Genomic DNA, 16,735 nt, shown 5'->3' with positions numbered 1-16,735 from the left:
TTATGAGTATACATATATTACTTTCAGTATTTTTTGGAATCGTATTTGGTTATTTTTTTGCTCCAGAAATAATTATCCAAAAAATTGATGTGATAATTGATTTTGGTTTATGCTTACTGTTATTTTTTGTAGGTATAGACATTGGGAAAAATAAAAATATTATTGATGATGTAAAAAGCTATGGTCTAAAAATATTTTTGATTCCTATCATGATAGTTTTAGGAACTTTATTCGGAAGCATGACAGCCAGTCTATTTTTAAAGCTTTCTTTATTTGAATCTGCAGCTGTGGGAGCAGGACTAGGTTGGTATTCATTATCTGCAATAGAACTTTCCAAGCATAGCGCGGAACTAGGGACAATAGCCTTTCTAGCCAATGTGTCAAGGGAAGTAATTGCACTTATGATTATTCCGATAATTGCTAAGAAAATTGGACATATAGAAACAATTGCAGCAGCAGGTGCAACTTCTATGGATACATCATTACCTGTAATAACAAAGGCTACAAGCAGCAGTATATCTGTCTTATCCTTTTTTTGTGGTGTAATACTTTCATTTTTAGTACCTATTTTAGTGCCTTTAATGATGAGTTTTAATTGAACAATTTCTATAAATTAACCTATTGTGCTAGTTTATATCACTAGAGTTTTAATATTTCCTTTTCGCTCATGTAATAAACCTGTTTTTTTATATTGTTTTGAAGGTGAAAACAGGTTTATAAAAATCACTCAAATGAAATATTAAAACTCTCTAAGGTATTTTATAAACAAAAAATTTAATTAACTAGCACAAGAAGTTAAATTAAGTTTTACTATGTAAAACCTATAAATTTTTTATTTGTAAAACTCCTGTGATAGTAGCAATCTTGGAGGATTAAAGTCAAAATAAATATTGAAATTACCAATGAGTGCAAGATTAATATTTTAGTATTTTTTTAGTCAACATAAAAAGAAAAACTTGTAAATTTTTGACGCTAAATATATAATAATATAAGAAATTTAACAAATGTACAGTAAGAGCTAGCTAATGAATTTATCTAAATATTTTTTTGAAATATATAGATATTCCAGTAAAACATTTAATTTATACATGTCCAAAATGCTCAGAAGCATTGCATATTTGTACATGTATAAATTAAGTTTTACTATGTAAATTCTATATAAAAGCATAAAGATGAAAATTAATATAGACCTTGGAGGTAACATTATGAAAACCTCAACAAAAAAGACTAGGAGAATTATTGGTAAAATTAGGATGAGTTTACTTATTTTTTTAATAATATGTGCCTATAGTGGATATCAATACTTTATTTCTTTAGGATTTCCTGTAGATAAGAATAGTACTGACAATATTCTTATTAATATTCCAAAAGGAGCATCTTCTTCTAAAATAGCAAGCATTTTAAAGGATAAGAATGTTATAAAAAATGAGCTTTACTTCAAATTTATATCAAAGCAAAGGAAAATTGGCGGGAAATATCAAGCGGGTGAGTATGAGTTAAATAAGGCAATGAATATAGATGAGATTATTAATAAATTAATAAAAGGAGATATATATGTTGAAGCTGTAAAGATTACAATACCTGAAGGATTTGAATTGAAGCAAATAGTAGATAGGCTTGTAAATAATGATGAACTTAATATCAATAGGGAGCAGCTTATAGATATAATAGAAAATAAAGATTTTGAATTTAAATTTTTAAAGGAAATTCCAAAGGGTAAGAACAGATTAGAGGGCTTTCTTTTTCCAGATACATATTTATTTAAAAAGGACATAAGTGAAGAGGAAATAGTTTTTAAAATGTTAAATCGCTTTGATGAAATTTTTCAAAATGAATATTATAAAAGAGCAAAGGAGCTTGATATGAGTATAAAGGATGTTATTACACTGGCATCCATTATTGAGAGAGAAGCTCGAGTAGATAAAGAAAGAAAAATAATTTCAAGCGTGTTCCATAATAGATTAAAAAAAGATATGCTTCTTCAGTCCTGTGCTACTGTTCAGTATATATTAGGAGAAAGGAAACAAAATCTAACCTACCAGGATTTAGAGATAGATTCACAATATAATACTTATATATACAAAGGACTTCCGCCAAAGCCTATTGCCTCACCAGGAAAGGCTTCAATTGAGGCAGCTTTATATCCTGATGATACAAGCTATTTATATTTTGTTGCCAAAGGTGATGGATCTCATGTATTTAGTAGAACCTATAGTGAGCATTTAAAAGCAAAGAATAATAATTAATTTACAACATTCTGGAAAAACTAATACGTGGTAAGAACCACGTATTAATTTTTGAAATGATTTATAGAATTTTTCTAATTCAAAACCAATTAGGAATATCCTAATACTTGTAATTTGCAATTTTTAACTACAAAGGTCTTCAGCCACAAAGGAGTGTTTATATTGAGCAATATTGTAGATAAATTAGTTGAAGAATATATAAGGGAACTGCTACCTGAAAATCAAGGGATACTGAAGGAACTTGAAGAATTTGCGGAGGAAAATAATGTTCCCATTATTCATCCAGAGGTAGCAAAATTTTTAGATGTCATAATAAAAACAAGTAGGATTAGCAGTATATTAGAGGTAGGTACAGCAATAGGATATTCGGCATTAGTATTTTCTAAGGCAATGGATGATAAAGGGAGAATAGTGACTATTGAAAAAAGAGAGGATATGCACAAGATAGCTTTTGAAAATATTAAAAAGGCAGGACTTGAATCAAATATTCAAGTTTTATTAGGAGATGCTGTAGATGTTTTTCCTCAGATTAATGGTAAGTTTGATATGATTTTTTTAGATGCAGCTAAAGGTCATTATCAAAAATTTTTATTGTCTTGTATAGAAAAATTAAATGATAATGGTATTATTGTTTCAGATAATGTATTATATAAGGGAATGGTTGCATCCAATGAATATTTAATTAGGCGAAAAATAACAATAGTTAAAAGAATGAGAAAATATCTAAAATATATATCAGATCATCCTGAGTTAACTACAAGTATAATTCCAATAGGTGATGGTGTTGCATTAACTTATAAATCAGGGAGGAATTTTAGTGAATAAAGAGGTTGAATTATTAGCTCCTGCTGGAGACTTGGAAAAGCTTAAATTTGCTTGCATTTATGGAGCAGATGCAGTCTATATTGGGGGACAAATATTTGGTCTTCGTGCCAGTGCAAGAAACTTTTCATTTGAAGATATGGAAGAAGGAATAAAATTTGCCCATGAAAGGGGTAAAAAAGTGTATGTTACATTGAATATCATACCCCATAATGAAGATTTGAATGAATTACCAGGTTATCTTGAGAAATTAAATGAATTAGATGTAGATGCTATTATACTTTCTGATCCAGGAACCCTTATGTATGTCAAGGAGTATGCACCAAACTTAGAAATTCATCTTAGTACCCAAGCTAATAACACAAACTATATGAGTGCTAAATTTTGGTATAAACAAGGTGTAAAAAGAATAGTTTTGGCTAGGGAATTATCATTTGAAGAAATCAGAGAAATAAGAAAAAATACTCCAAAGGATTTACAACTAGAGGGATTTATACATGGTGCTATGTGCATTTCCTATTCAGGAAGATGTCTTTTAAGCAATTATATGGCAAATAGAGATTCTAACAGAGGAGAATGTGCTCATCCTTGCAGATGGAATTATTATCTTGTGGAAGAACAAAGACCGGGAGAATACATTCCAGTTATTGAAGATGAAAAGGGGACATATTTCTTTAATTCTAAGGATTTATGTATGATAAATCATATCCCAGAATTGATTAACTCTGGCATATATAGTTTCAAGATAGAAGGACGAATGAAAAGTATATATTATGTTGCTAATACTGTAAGGGTATATAGAAAGGCTATAGACGAATATTTAAAATCTCCAGAAAGCTTTAAATTCAATTCAGAGTGGATTGAAGAACTTAGCAAAGTAAGTCATAGAAAATTTACTACAGGATTTTATTTGAATAAACCTACTGAGGATGATCAACTATATACTACCAGTTCATATATTAGGAAATATGATTTTATTGGTATTGTTTTAGAATACGATGAAAAAACAGGTATAGCTATAGTTGAGCAAAGAAATAGAATGTTCAAGGGTGACGATATCGAAATAATTGGTCCCAATTATAAAGGTTTTAGTCAAGTTATAACGAAGATGTATAACGATAAGGGCAAAGAAATAGATGTTGCTCCACATGCACAACAAAAAATAAAAATACTTATGGATAAACCCGTAGAGAAATATTATATATTGAGGAGAAAAAGGGAGGAGAATTAGCTTGAATAGACCGATACTAATTGGAATCACTGGTGGGACTGGTTCTGGGAAAACTACTGTAGCAAAGGCTATATATGAGAGTTTGCCTGAGAAGAATATATGTATTATTGAACAAGATTCCTACTATAAAGATCAAAAGCATTTATCCTTTGAAGAAAGAATTAAAACAAATTATGACCATCCCCTAGCTTTCGATACAGATTTACTGCTTCAGCATCTTAAGGCTTTACTTGATGCAAAATTAATCGATAAGCCCATATACGATTTTTCAAAGCATATTAGAAAGCAAGAAACAGTAAAGGTCGAACCAAAGGATATTATAATATTAGAGGGAATAATGATTTTAGAGGATGAAAGGTTAAGAAATTTAATGGATATAAAGATATTTGTCGATACTGATGCTGATGTAAGGGTCATTAGAAGAATAGTAAGAGATATTTCCGATAGAGGAAGAACATTAGAATCTGTAATAACCCAATACCTCAATACTGTAAAACCAGCTCATCAGCAATTTATAGAGCCAACTAAAAAATATGCCGATATAATCATACCAGAGGGTGGATATAATAAAGTTGCAATTGATATAGTTGTGGCAAAGGTAAAATCAATAATATATGAAAAACAAAACGGCAGTGATTTTGCACTATAAAGATTATCAGGGTGTTTTTAGCATATTGTTGTATAACCTTCTTTTTAATGGTAATAATCCATAGGGGAAGGTGTTTTTTATGGATAAATCTAAAAAAGAAGATTTAAGAAAAACTAAAAAACAAGAAAACTTAAAGAAAAAAAGGCTTTTAACAGTTTTTAGTATCATAGCTATAGTCTTATTCATGTTAACTTCAAGATTATTATATATTCAAATTATAAAGAGAGAAGAATATAGTAAAAAAGCCTTTAAACAGTGGTTTTGCATAATGGAGACTATAGTTGATAGGGGCATAATATATGATAGAAATGGAAAATCTCTAACGAGCAATGTTAAGGAAAAATTCTTGGTTTTAGAACCTGGATTTAAATTATATGATAAAGATACAGAGAATATAAGTAAATTAACAGGGACTAAAAGAGAAGATATCATAAATATGCTTTCAAGGGGTAAAAAAATAGAGTTGTTAATTAATAATTATAATGAAAAATTAATTATTGAGATGTTAAGAAATAAAGGTGTAGCCATTATAGAGCGTACAAAGAGGTATACCGATAACGGTATAGCATCCCATGTTATAGGCTATATAAATAAATCAACCAACAATGGCGTATCAGGATTGGAAAAATATTTTAACAAGGAACTTGTTGAGAATCGAGAAAAGAGGGTTGGGGCTATAACTGATGCCCAAAACAGAATTATTCCAGGATTTGGATATATACTTATAGAAAGTGATGAAGATACCAATAAAAATATTATTACCACTTTAGATAGGGAAATTCAACAAATATGTGAGGAAGAATTAGATGAAAAAAATTATACAGGAAGTGTTGTTGTTTTAGATAGTAGGTCAGGAGATATTTTAGCAATGGTTAGCAGACCAAATTTTAGACAGGATGATATTAGTTCACATTTGGAGAGTGATGAAAAGGAATTATATAACAAAGCAGTTCAGATATCATTTCCTCCTGGATCAGTTTTTAAAATTATTGTAGCAGCAGCGTTATTGGAAAATAATACAATTGACTTAAATGATAAATTGATATGTCAAGGGTATGAAATGTTAGGAGTAAATATGATAAAATGTAATAGTTATAATAGAGGTGGTCATGGAGAATTGAGTTTTGAAGAAGCCTTTGCATTATCATGTAATTCAGCATTTATTAAGGCAGCCCAGATGCTAGGGGGAGAAAAGCTTATTGAAATGGCTGATAGATTTGGTATTGGTAGAAAAACTGGAATTAAGCTAGAGGAAGAGACTGGTGGAATTTTGCCATCTATAGATTATGTAAAGGGACCAGGTATAGGAAATGTTGCAATAGGGCAGGGTACTATAGAAGTTACTCCTCTACAAGTTGCTAGATTTACAAATGTCATAGCAAATGACGGAATAGATGTTGGTGTAAGGCTTGTTAAAGGTATAGTAAAAAATAATGGAGAACTTTTAAAGGAATATAATGATAAGGAAAACAATAGAGTTATTTCCAGTGATACTGCAAGTAAAATAAAAAAAATGATGAGGGCAGTTATAGAAGAAGGTACGGGTAAACGAGCTCAGATACAGGGTGTTGAAAGCTATGGGAAAACAGGTTCAGCTGAGGCTGTTGGGAAGTATGGAGAAACTGTCCATGCTTGGTTTACTGGATTTTTTTTGGGAAAAAAATCCGAATATGTAGTTACAGTTATTGTAGAAGATAAGGGAAGTGGTGGGAGAATAGCTACACCTATATTTTCAAATATTGCTAAAAAAATGCTTGAAAAAGGAAATTGAAAAATAATACCTTCAAGACATGCACAAAATCAATATTTTAAACATATAATTTAAAATGACTAATATTATGGAGGTGGCAGTCACATGTGGTTAACTCTTGTATCACTTCCTTTACTTTTTCTATCTGCATTTGTTGCAAATAATACTTCCTTTCCAAAGCCCCTTAATCAAGAAGAAGAAGAAAAATACTTAGAGTTATATTCAAGGGGCGATGAAAATGCTAAAAATATACTTATTGAAAAAAACCTTAGATTAGTTGCCCATGTAGTAAAAAAATACCATAATACAGGATATAATACGGATGATCTTATATCTATTGGTACAATTGGTTTAATAAAAGCAATAACGACATTTGATACAAGTAAAGGTACAAGACTTGCAACATATGCAGCAAGGTGTATAGAAAATGCTATAGGCACATAGTGGCAATATTTTACTGCATGTCTATAGGATTAGCTCCAAATACAACAACATTTAGGTATTCACCATCCCAGGTTACTTCATCAATAAGATTTTTTATATAGTTTCTCTTCTGGTTGGGACTTATTTCATCAACAACTCGAGGAAAGGCTTTTAACATATTCTTTATGTCATCAATACTTTCTTTGCACAAATTATCAGTTTTTTCAGTAAGGGTTTTTAATCTTTCCTCAAAAATAGATGCCTGTTTATCAAGATTATCAATTTCTTTTATTATATATTTAGAAGCAGCTTTATCTTTACCTTGGGAAAGGCTATTAACCAAGTTATTAATAGCCTTTCTATTATTTTTTATACTACTTTCTAATATTTCAATTTCGTAATCTATATTGCTTTGAGTTGGTTGAATATTCATTTTAGTATCATTTATTTTGTTAAATAAATTTAAACTGCTGGTTGATATCTTTTTAATTTCTTCAATTAATAATTTATCGAGCTTGTTCCCGTTTACATTTTTGACATTGCATTTTTGTCTTCTACTCTTTTCTTTAAGTTCACAAATATAATAAAATGCCTTCTCTCCATTTTTCTTTAAACGTCCGTATTTAGGTCTCATAAAACTGCCACAATTGCTACATCTTAATAATCCAGCTAGTAGGCAGTTTGTATTTTTAACTTTTCTAAAAGTTTTAGAGCTATTTAGCTTTAGCAAGTTCTGAACTGCAATCCATTTTTCACTAGAGATAACTCCCTTGTGATCTCCAATTGCAATAATCCATTCAGAAACATCCTTAAGCTTATTTGACTTATTTTTTTTCTGCAATGTCTTATTATATGCCATAATACCGTTGATCCCATTAAAATCTCTCTTAGAGGCATATACTGGGTAATCATTTGATATTAAGTAATCGTATAACTTTTTATCAGCAATAGCATACACAGGATTAGACAAAATTAATTTTAAAGAAAATCGGCTATAATCAACACCATTCTTTGATTTAATATTATTCTGAATACAATATGTCTCTACTTTTGTTAAAGACTTTAATTGTAAGAATTTATCATAAATTAGCTTAACTATTTTTAATTCATCTTCCACGGGTGAAAGTTTATAGTAACTCATATTTTTACCTTCTATAATATTGGTTACTGGTTTGGAAACGAATCCAGTAGGAGTTGTGCCTCCCAGCCATCTACCAGTTTTAGCGAGTTGGAGCATATTATCCCGTATTCTTTCAGCTATTGTTTCTCTTTCTAGCTGGGCAAAAACTGAAGCAATATACATCATGGCACGACCCATAGGGGTTGAGGTATCAAACTGTTCTTTAACAGAAACAAATGCTATCCCTTTATTTTGAAGTGTTTCGATTATTTCAGAAAAATTAGAGATATTCCTACTGATCCTATCGAGTCTATAGCATATTAATATATCGAATCTTTTTTTTTCAGCATCATCTAACATTCTTTGGTATTCAGGTCTATCAATATTTCCACCAGAAAAGCCCTCATCTTCATATATGATAAATTCATCAATATGAAAATGTTTATCTCCATATTCTTTGCAAATTTCTATCTGATTTTGAATTGACTCACCCTTGCCAGTAAATTTAGATTTCCTAGAATATATTGCAGCCTTCATAGTATCACCCTATATATTGTTTATATTACAATATATAATCTTTTGTAAAAATAATGACTAATATTAGTATGGAATTTGCAATTTTATATTAAAATAAATCTACATAGGACATATATTTATTTTCATATATTTGTATCAGTAGAAGGGGGTAGAGATATGAAGATTAGAATTCATTTTCCTACAACTGAAGCAGGAAATAGGGTACTAAAGGAGAAAATAGCAGAAACCCATGCAAAAATGATAAAGGATTACATAGAAAAACTTAGGTGTTCTCCAGAGGATAAGGTGAAGCTTTTTAATGAAATTAAAGAAGATATCAGAATCGAAGCGATGAAAGAAAAATTGTGAAATATTTGTAATGATTTTACAAATACTAATTTAAAATACTAATGTTTTAAAATATTAATGGAGGCTCAAATTGTGAAAAAAGAAGTTGTTTCAGATAAACAAGGTATAGCTCTAATAGTTTTATTTATAGTAGGTTCATCTTCAATATTTGCCCAAGGAATAGAAGCTAAAAAAGATTTATGGTTAGCTTTTATTTTAGGAGTAATTATGGTGTTGCCTATGTTAGGTATATTTGCAAGACTTCACTACATTTTTCCGGGTAAAGATTTATTCTATATTATTGAAGCTTGTTTTGGGAAGTTAATAGGAAAGATAATGATAATGCTATACATTTGGTTTGTATATTTTATGGCTAGTGACATACTTGTGAATTATGGTCAATTTATTAATATAGTCAGTTTTGAAAAAACGCCTCAGATTGTAGTAATAGGTTTTTTGGGTATTCTATGTATTTGGGCAATAAAGGAGGGAATCGAGAATCTAGGAAGAATTAGTGTAGTATTCATGTTTATAGTTATTTTTACTATATTGATACTAATACTCTTTTTAATTCCTAAAATGGAAATAAATAATCTTAGGCCTGTATTTAGTCAAGGGTTTAAACCAATTTTAGATGGCGCTTTTAGCGTATTTACATTTCCATTAATTCAAATAGTAGTATTTACTATGGCTTTTTCTAACTTCAAAAAAAAGAAATCCTCCTATAGAATATACATTATAGGTCTATTGATTGGAGCAAGCTATTTAGCTTTGCTTTCCATAACCAATATTTTAGTGTTAGGAGTGAATACTACAATAACAACAGTATATCCTTCACATGCTACTCTTTCCAAAATAAATATTGCAAATACATTGCAAAGAATAGAAGTAGTTGTAATTACAATATTTATATTAGGAGGCTTTATTAAAATAAGCATATTATTATTATGTGCATGCAAAGGGGTCTCAAAATTATTTAAATTTAGGGATTATAGATTTATTATAATACCAATTTCTTTACTGACAATTAATTTATCTTATTTTCAGTATGAAAGTGTGATGTATTATTTCGAATTTAACAGAGATATATGGCCCTATTATAATTTTCCCTTTCAAGTAATCTTTCCAATAGCAATATGGATTGTTGCAGAAATCAAAAAAAGAAAGTTAAGAAGTTAAATAAAGGGATGAAGCTTCTAATCTGGAATTATTAATTTTGATATTGGATTCTAGCTTTTTATTTTAACATTTTAAGTAGCATTTTAGTAAATATAGCTAATGAAATATTAATGACAATTAGAGCTGGCAAAAAAACAAAAAATGAAGTTTCTATTCAGGAGCCTATAGGAATAGATAAAGAAGGCAATGAAATTTCCTTGATGGACATTCTAGGTACAGATTGTGATTCTGTAATAGATGAAGTAGAACTTAAAATGCAGATAAAAAAACTATATAATAAAATGTCAAAGGTCCTAAAAAAAAGAGAGAAAATAGTAATAGAATTGAGGTATGGCTTGGCTAATGGAGGTTGCAAAACACAAAAAGAAATTGCTAAGTTATTAGGTATCTCACGTTCCTACGTTTCTAGGATTGAGAAAAAAGCTTTATGTAAACTTAAAAAAGCATTTAATGGGCTAAAGGAAGACTCTAAGTAATTAGGGTCTGATTTATTTTTTATAGAAGTCATGCGACAATTGCTTAAAATAATAATTGTATTTAATTTGTATCTAATATAAATTTCCCGATGCATAGTATGGTAGGGGGGTGAAGAGAATGCCTAATATAAAAATTGTTGATCCCGTAAAAGCTAATGTTATAACTTCCTTAGAAACTTTATCTTCACGAGGCAATATTTATATTGTATCTGTAGGGATTATACTTATTCCTAAAGGTGATTATCTAGCTCTTTCTATTAGCAATCCAATAGGTTCTGGTAAAATACTAAGCTTAGGAAATATTTGTGTAAGTTCAGTTGTTCAATCTTCTTTTCTAATATACCGAAATCTCCCATTTGTTGGAGGAACAGATATTATACCTCGAAATGGAAATAACAAGTTTGGTGATAACTGTGCAGCGACAGCTGAGTATAAAATTTTAACAAGTGAACCTACTGGAGGAAGTGAAGTTTTAATAGGGGGATTTATTCAAGAAAGTGGAGTAACTATATACCCTTGCGATGGAAATGTTCAAATAGCGCCTAATACTTCTATTACATGTCTTGCGCATAATATGAGTACAGTAAATGATGGTTATATAGGATTAAATATTGTTTTAATAGAATCCTAAAAAGAGGAATATATAGTATCTAAGAGAATATGTAAGTTATACAAAATAGCTAATATTATTAAAAAATTACTAGACTAGAACAGCTTAGTGGGGTGTCAACAATTTTGAATTTTTTATATAGATAAACGACTTCAAGGGGTAATATATTTCTAGGTTGTTGAATAACTAAATTTTGGGATTGATAATTCGGCTAATTTTCTACATTATAAAATTGGAATCATTTTTATAAAAAATAATTTTGATAGTTAAAATACAGCATTTTACTTTTAGTAAAAATAGTTATTCAACAACCTATATTTCAAATAAAATAATTTATGATTCTATATTTTTTCTATAAAATTTCTAATATTTTAGAGTTGGTTATCTTTAGCTGTACCATGTATAAGATATTATAGGATTTTTTTAATTAATAAAAAATTTCTTAAAAATATTGACACATAAACAAGAATATGTTAAACAATAATTATTAGCACTCATAAAATAAGAGTGCTAACAGAACTTGTAATATCATAAAGAAAGGGGATACTTAAGATGGCAATGAAAGAGTTCAAAGCAGAATCCAAAAGATTACTGGATATGATGATCAATTCAATTTATACGCATAAGGAGATATTTTTAAGAGAATTAATATCTAATGCCAGTGATGCAATTGATAAAATGTATTATAAAGAATTAACTGATGATTCTTTAACTTTTAATAAGGAAAACCATTATATAAAGGTTATTGCTGATAAAGAAAAGAGAATACTTAAGGTTTCTGATACTGGTATAGGCATGACAAAGGAAGAACTTGAAAATAACCTCGGAACCATTGCCAAAAGTGGATCATTGGCTTTCAAAAAAGAAAATGAGATAAAGGATGGATATGATATCATTGGACAATTTGGTGTTGGATTCTATTCTGCATTTATGGTGTCAGATGTTGTCACTGTTATTAGTAGGGCTTTTGGTAGCGATAAAGCATATAAATGGCAATCTCGAGGTACAGAAGGGTATACTATTGAAGAGTGTGAAAAGGATAGCGTTGGTACAGATATTATACTGAAGATTAAAGAGAACACAGAAGATGAAAAATATGATGAATATTTAGAAGAGTATAAATTAAAATCTATAATAAAGAAATACTCTGATTTTATTAAGTATCCAATAAAAATGAATGTTACCGAAAGTAGGATAAAAGAAGGAACAGAAAATGAATATGAAGATTATATTGTTGAAAGAACTATAAATAGTATGGTTCCTATTTGGAGAAAGAACAAGACAGAACTTACTGATGAAGACTATGAAAATTTCTATTCTGAAAAACATTATGGTTTTGACAAGCCATTAAAGCACATACATATTAGTGCTGATGGGGCTATAAGGTATAATGCAATATTATTTATTCCTGAAAACATCCCCTTCGATTATTATACTAAGGAATATGAAAAGGGTCTGGAGTTATATTCAAATGGCGTTTTAATAATGAATAAATGTCAAGAATTACTTCCTGATTATTTTAGCTTTGTTAAAGGAATGGTTGATTCAGAAGACTTATCTTTAAATATATCTAGAGAAATGTTACAGCATGATAGGCAGCTTAAGCTTATTGCTAAAAATATAAAGAATAAGATTAAAAAAGAATTAGTGAATATGTTGAAGAATGAAAGAGATAAATATGAAAAATTCTATAAAGCCTTTGGAAGACAATTAAAATATGGAGTATATGATAAATTCGGAATGAATAAAGACTTTTTACAGGATTTATTGATGTTTTATTCTTCAAAAGAGAAGAAAATGGTATCACTAGATGACTATATTTCAAGGATGCCTGAGGACCAAAAATACATTTACTATGCTGTTGGAGAAACATATGAAAGAATTGAAAAAATGCCTCAGATAGAACTTGTATCAGAAAAGGGATATGAAATTTTATATTTTACTGATGATATTGATGAGTTTGCCATAAAGGTATTAATGAATTATAAAGAAAAAGAATTTAAATCTGTGTCAAGTGGGGATTTAGGTATTGAGCCAGAAGAAAGCGAAGATAAATCTGATAACGAAGATAATGAAAATATAAAGCTATTTGAAAAAATGAAAAATATATTAGGAAATAAAGTAAAGGACGTAAGAGTGTCAAAAAGATTAAAAAATCACCCTGTATGCTTGGCAAATGATGGTGAGTTATCTATTGAAATGGAAAAAATACTTAACTCAATGCCTAATAACCAAAATATAGAAGCCGATAAGATATTGGAAATCAACGTTAACCATGAGGTGTTCAAAGCATTAAAGAATGCTTATGAAAAAGATGAAGAGAAATTAAATTTATATACTAATTTACTATATAATCAAGCATTGCTTATTGAAGGTTTACCTATAAATGATCCCGTAGAATTTTCAAATAATATATGTAAGATTATGGGTTAAGCTTACAGAAGCTAGTCTAAATATTTATACAACATCATAGGTTTAATTAAAAGAGTCAATAGATAATCATGAAATTATTGATCTTATTGACTCTTTTTTTATTGCTAAAGAACTCAAACTTTTTTTGCAAGAAATTACATGTTTGAATTCAAGTAAATTCAAATAACAGAAAGTAAATGCAAACTATTACCAGAAAAATTTTAGAATCAGGAGTTAAGGTTTTTTAGACCTAAAAGAATGACCTTAAAACTTGGAACTTGTAACTTACAACTAAAATGCGTCGAAGAAGCCTTTGTCCTGTGGATATATAAAAAGCATATATTTCTGATAAGTCCAGAAAGGATTAGAGTTTTCTGAGTAGCAAAAACAAGATGATTGAGTATTATATTAAGGGGTGAAACTAGAATGTTGAAAATACAAGTTTTTGATGGACAAATAACAAAAAATTTTAACATAGATGAATTTAAATGCAAAAATAATGGAGAAGTCCTTTTAAATGCAGCAGTATTAGATCATATAGAAAGATTACAAAAATTTAGAAATTGGTACAATAGGCCAATGATAGTTGTTTCAGGATATAGAACTAAAGAATATAATAAAAAAATAGGTGGTAGCCCTAACAGTAGGCATATGCAAGGTATAGCCAGCGATATATTATTACCCGATGAATTTTATGGCTTTACAAAAAAAAGACAAGAACAATTTTTGAATAATTTAAAAAATAAATGGATAGAGTTGTGTGAACTAGGAGGACTAGGTGGAGGAATAGGCTTTTATGATAATTTTTTTCACATAGATAGTAGAAAAAAAGGGAACTACAAAAACGGAGTATATGCTTTTTGGGATAATAGAAAGAAAAAGAAATAGTATGAAGCCAAGAACTATAAAACATCTTCATATTTTTTGTGATGAAGCATAGTATGTTGAAAGGGCAGAAGGTTTTTGGGTACATTTTTCATCCCAAAATTATGTGCTATTTTCCAGATAGCACATTTTTTATAGTAATATTTACAAAAATTTGATTTAAAAACCTCTTTAAAAGCCTTCTCATTTTTAATTGTGCCATTAATGTAAGAACATTCTTTTATATAGATACACTGACTCATATTAATAAACCATCCTTTCTTATATAATTCTTATTAATATTCGAAAAAGAGAAAAATATGATTATAAGATATTAAAAAACAGTAAATCCTTGGAGGATTTTTTGAAAACTAATTGAATTCTAATATATGAAGATATTATAAAGGATTATGTTTGAGAGACTGTACAAACATATGAGCATACGTTTTATAGATGTGCCAGTAAAAGGGTTGATTAAATTATGGAGGGATTTTTATGTTTCTTAAGAATTATATGGAATTAGCTGTTGACCATGTATTACCAAATTTACTTAAGGCTTTCGATAAAATATGTACCTGTGAAAAATGTATGTTAGATATGAAAGCTATTGCTTTAAATAAACTGAAGCCTCATTATGTTGTTACCAATAAAGGAGAACTATATTCAAAAGTTGATGAAATGAATAGTCAGTTTGAGACTGATGTAATGAAAGCATTGATAGATGCTATAGACATAGTTTCAAAAAATCCAAGGCATTAGTTAGTATATTTAATACCTTATTAAAAAGGGTGTACATTTTAATCTATAACCGTTTATTATTCCGAACTTTTGTATATAATAATGCAGAGAATAAAGTATATTCAAACAATGATTTTTATGATATTATAATCTAGTAAGAAGTGGCAAAAGCTTTATCAGAACTATATACTACTTATTTATAATTTTATAATGATTTAGCATCAATTTATAATGGGGGTGTACTTTTGAATAAGAGGGTTGAAGGTTTAAAAAAATACTTAAAGGATAAAGAACTAGATTCAGCAATAGTTTACAAACCAGAAAATAGAAGATATTTATGTGGATTTACTGGAACGTCAGGATATGTAATTATTACTGAAGATAGAGAGCTCTTTGTTACAGATTTTAGATATGTACAGCAAGCATCCGACCAATGTAAAGGGTTTGATATAATTGAACATAATAATGAAAGAACCTTATATGATATTTTGAATGAATTAGGTTTGAAGAAATTAGGCTTTGAAGATGAATATGTTACAGTCAGCCAATATAACGAATTTATGGAAAAGCTTAATAATATTGAATTAAATCCATTGAAGGATACGCTAAATAAGCTTAGAATAGTAAAAGATGAGGATGAAATAAAACAGATAAAAAAGGCTGCAGAAATAGCAGATAAGGCCTTTGAGTACATATGTAGTATACTAAGACCTGGTATTACTGAATGGGAAGTGTCTTTAGAGCTAGAAGGCTTTATGAAGAAAAAAGGAGCTTCAGGTACATCCTTTGAAAGCATAGTTGCTTCAGGTAAAAGATCTTCACTGCCCCATGGTGTGGCATCAAAAAAGAAAATAGAAGATGGAGATTTTGTGACATTAGATTTTGGATGTATATATAATGGATATTGTTCTGATATGACTAGAACAGTTGTAATAGGTAAAGCGACGGATAAACAAAAAGAAATATACAACACAGTATTAGAAGCTCAAGAAGAGGCTTTAAAGCATATAAAACCTGGTATTAAAGGATGTGATGTTGATAAGCTAGCACGTGACATAATTGAGAAAAAGGGCTATGGGAAGTATTTTGGTCATGGATTAGGTCATGGTGTTGGATTGGAAGTCCACGAAGGGCCAAGATTATCTCCACTAGGCAAAGATACTTTAAAAGCTAATATGGTAGTTACCGACGAGCCAGGGATATATTTACCGAATTTTGGAGGAGTTAGGATAGAAGATTTAATAGTAGTAACTGAAGATGGATGTGAAACTTTATCTAAATCACCTAAACATTTAATTGAATTATAGTTTGATATAATAAATATACTTGCAAAGCGTATTAATAACTATTA

At 29.2% G+C, this 16,735-nt stretch carries 16 protein-coding genes; 15 read left to right on the top strand and 1 reads right to left on the bottom strand.

The genetic code is table 11. The annotated features are described in order from the left end of the window. The first annotated feature begins 2 nt into the window (after window positions 1-2). From BUB36_RS00625 to BUB36_RS00595, 7 genes are all read left to right on the top strand, one after another. Window positions 3-599, top strand: a complete 597-nt coding sequence (locus BUB36_RS00625; RefSeq protein WP_073146411.1) for a lysine exporter LysO family protein — start codon at window positions 3-5, stop codon at window positions 597-599. Window positions 600-1,205: 606 nt separating this feature from the next. Beyond that, window positions 1,206-2,246: an endolytic transglycosylase MltG gene (gene mltG, locus BUB36_RS00620; RefSeq protein ID WP_073146409.1), complete on the top strand. Its 1,041-nt coding sequence runs from the start codon at window positions 1,206-1,208 to the stop codon at window positions 2,244-2,246. 153 nt (window positions 2,247-2,399) lie between these two features. Then, window positions 2,400-3,071, top strand: a complete 672-nt coding sequence (locus BUB36_RS00615; protein WP_334292985.1) for an O-methyltransferase — start codon at window positions 2,400-2,402, stop codon at window positions 3,069-3,071. After that, a complete protein-coding gene (locus tag BUB36_RS00610; protein ID WP_073146406.1) occupies window positions 3,064-4,299 on the top strand; it encodes a peptidase U32 family protein in 1,236 nt (411 codons plus the stop codon). The genes BUB36_RS00615 and BUB36_RS00610 overlap by 8 nt, the downstream gene beginning before the upstream one ends. Before the next feature lies 1 nt (window position 4,300). Beyond that, window positions 4,301-4,948, top strand: coding sequence for a uridine kinase (gene udk / locus BUB36_RS00605; RefSeq protein ID WP_073146404.1), 648 nt, complete (start codon window positions 4,301-4,303; stop codon window positions 4,946-4,948). 79 nt (window positions 4,949-5,027) lie between these two features. Further along, on the top strand, window positions 5,028-6,719 hold the full coding sequence (locus tag BUB36_RS00600) for a peptidoglycan D,D-transpeptidase FtsI family protein (protein ID WP_073146402.1): 1,692 nt from the start codon (window positions 5,028-5,030) through the stop codon (window positions 6,717-6,719). Window positions 6,720-6,803: 84 nt separating this feature from the next. Beyond that, window positions 6,804-7,142 (top strand): sigma-70 family RNA polymerase sigma factor, encoded by a 339-nt coding sequence (locus BUB36_RS00595; RefSeq protein WP_073146401.1) that lies wholly within the window; start codon window positions 6,804-6,806, stop codon window positions 7,140-7,142. A 10-nt stretch (window positions 7,143-7,152) separates the two neighbouring features. On the opposite strand, the gene BUB36_RS00590 is transcribed toward BUB36_RS00595, so the two are convergent. Next, window positions 7,153-8,778: a recombinase family protein gene (locus BUB36_RS00590; RefSeq protein ID WP_073146399.1), complete on the bottom strand. Its 1,626-nt coding sequence runs from the start codon at window positions 8,776-8,778 to the stop codon at window positions 7,153-7,155. A 156-nt stretch (window positions 8,779-8,934) separates the two neighbouring features. Here BUB36_RS00590 and BUB36_RS00585 point away from each other — a divergent pair, with 156 nt between their 5' ends. The 8 genes from BUB36_RS00585 (at window position 8,935) to BUB36_RS00545 (ending at window position 16,691) form a co-directional block, all read left to right on the top strand. Further along, the gene (locus BUB36_RS00585; RefSeq protein ID WP_073146397.1) at window positions 8,935-9,126 is read left to right on the top strand and encodes a hypothetical protein; all 192 of its coding nucleotides are present in this window, start codon (window positions 8,935-8,937) and stop codon (window positions 9,124-9,126) included. A 72-nt stretch (window positions 9,127-9,198) separates the two neighbouring features. Further along, on the top strand, window positions 9,199-10,284 hold the full coding sequence (locus BUB36_RS00580; protein WP_073146395.1) for a GerAB/ArcD/ProY family transporter: 1,086 nt from the start codon (window positions 9,199-9,201) through the stop codon (window positions 10,282-10,284). 47 nt (window positions 10,285-10,331) lie between these two features. After that, window positions 10,332-10,760 (top strand): sigma-70 family RNA polymerase sigma factor, encoded by a 429-nt coding sequence (locus BUB36_RS00575; protein ID WP_330390358.1) that lies wholly within the window; start codon window positions 10,332-10,334, stop codon window positions 10,758-10,760. A 118-nt stretch (window positions 10,761-10,878) separates the two neighbouring features. Further along, entirely contained in the window at window positions 10,879-11,391 is a 513-nt protein-coding gene (locus tag BUB36_RS00570; RefSeq protein WP_073146392.1) for a hypothetical protein, read from the top strand. Window positions 11,392-11,922: 531 nt separating this feature from the next. After that, a complete protein-coding gene (gene htpG / locus BUB36_RS00565) occupies window positions 11,923-13,803 on the top strand; it encodes a molecular chaperone HtpG (RefSeq protein WP_073146391.1) in 1,881 nt (626 codons plus the stop codon). 405 nt (window positions 13,804-14,208) lie between these two features. Beyond that, window positions 14,209-14,670 (top strand): D-Ala-D-Ala carboxypeptidase family metallohydrolase, encoded by a 462-nt coding sequence (locus BUB36_RS00560; RefSeq protein ID WP_073146389.1) that lies wholly within the window; start codon window positions 14,209-14,211, stop codon window positions 14,668-14,670. Window positions 14,671-15,141: 471 nt separating this feature from the next. Beyond that, window positions 15,142-15,405 carry a late competence development ComFB family protein gene (locus BUB36_RS00550; RefSeq protein ID WP_073146386.1) on the top strand — a complete coding sequence of 88 codons (264 nt, stop codon included), beginning with the start codon at window positions 15,142-15,144 and terminating at the stop codon, window positions 15,403-15,405. A 224-nt stretch (window positions 15,406-15,629) separates the two neighbouring features. Beyond that, window positions 15,630-16,691 carry a M24 family metallopeptidase gene (locus tag BUB36_RS00545; protein WP_084111540.1) on the top strand — a complete coding sequence of 354 codons (1,062 nt, stop codon included), beginning with the start codon at window positions 15,630-15,632 and terminating at the stop codon, window positions 16,689-16,691. Window positions 16,692-16,735: the final 44 nt, after the last annotated feature.

It is taken from the genome of Paramaledivibacter caminithermalis DSM 15212 (assembly GCF_900142245.1).
GTDB lineage: Bacteria > Bacillota > Clostridia > Peptostreptococcales > Caminicellaceae > Paramaledivibacter > Paramaledivibacter caminithermalis.
The sequence above is the reverse complement of the archived record's forward strand: the minus strand, read 5'-3'. Positions and strand labels throughout refer to the sequence as shown.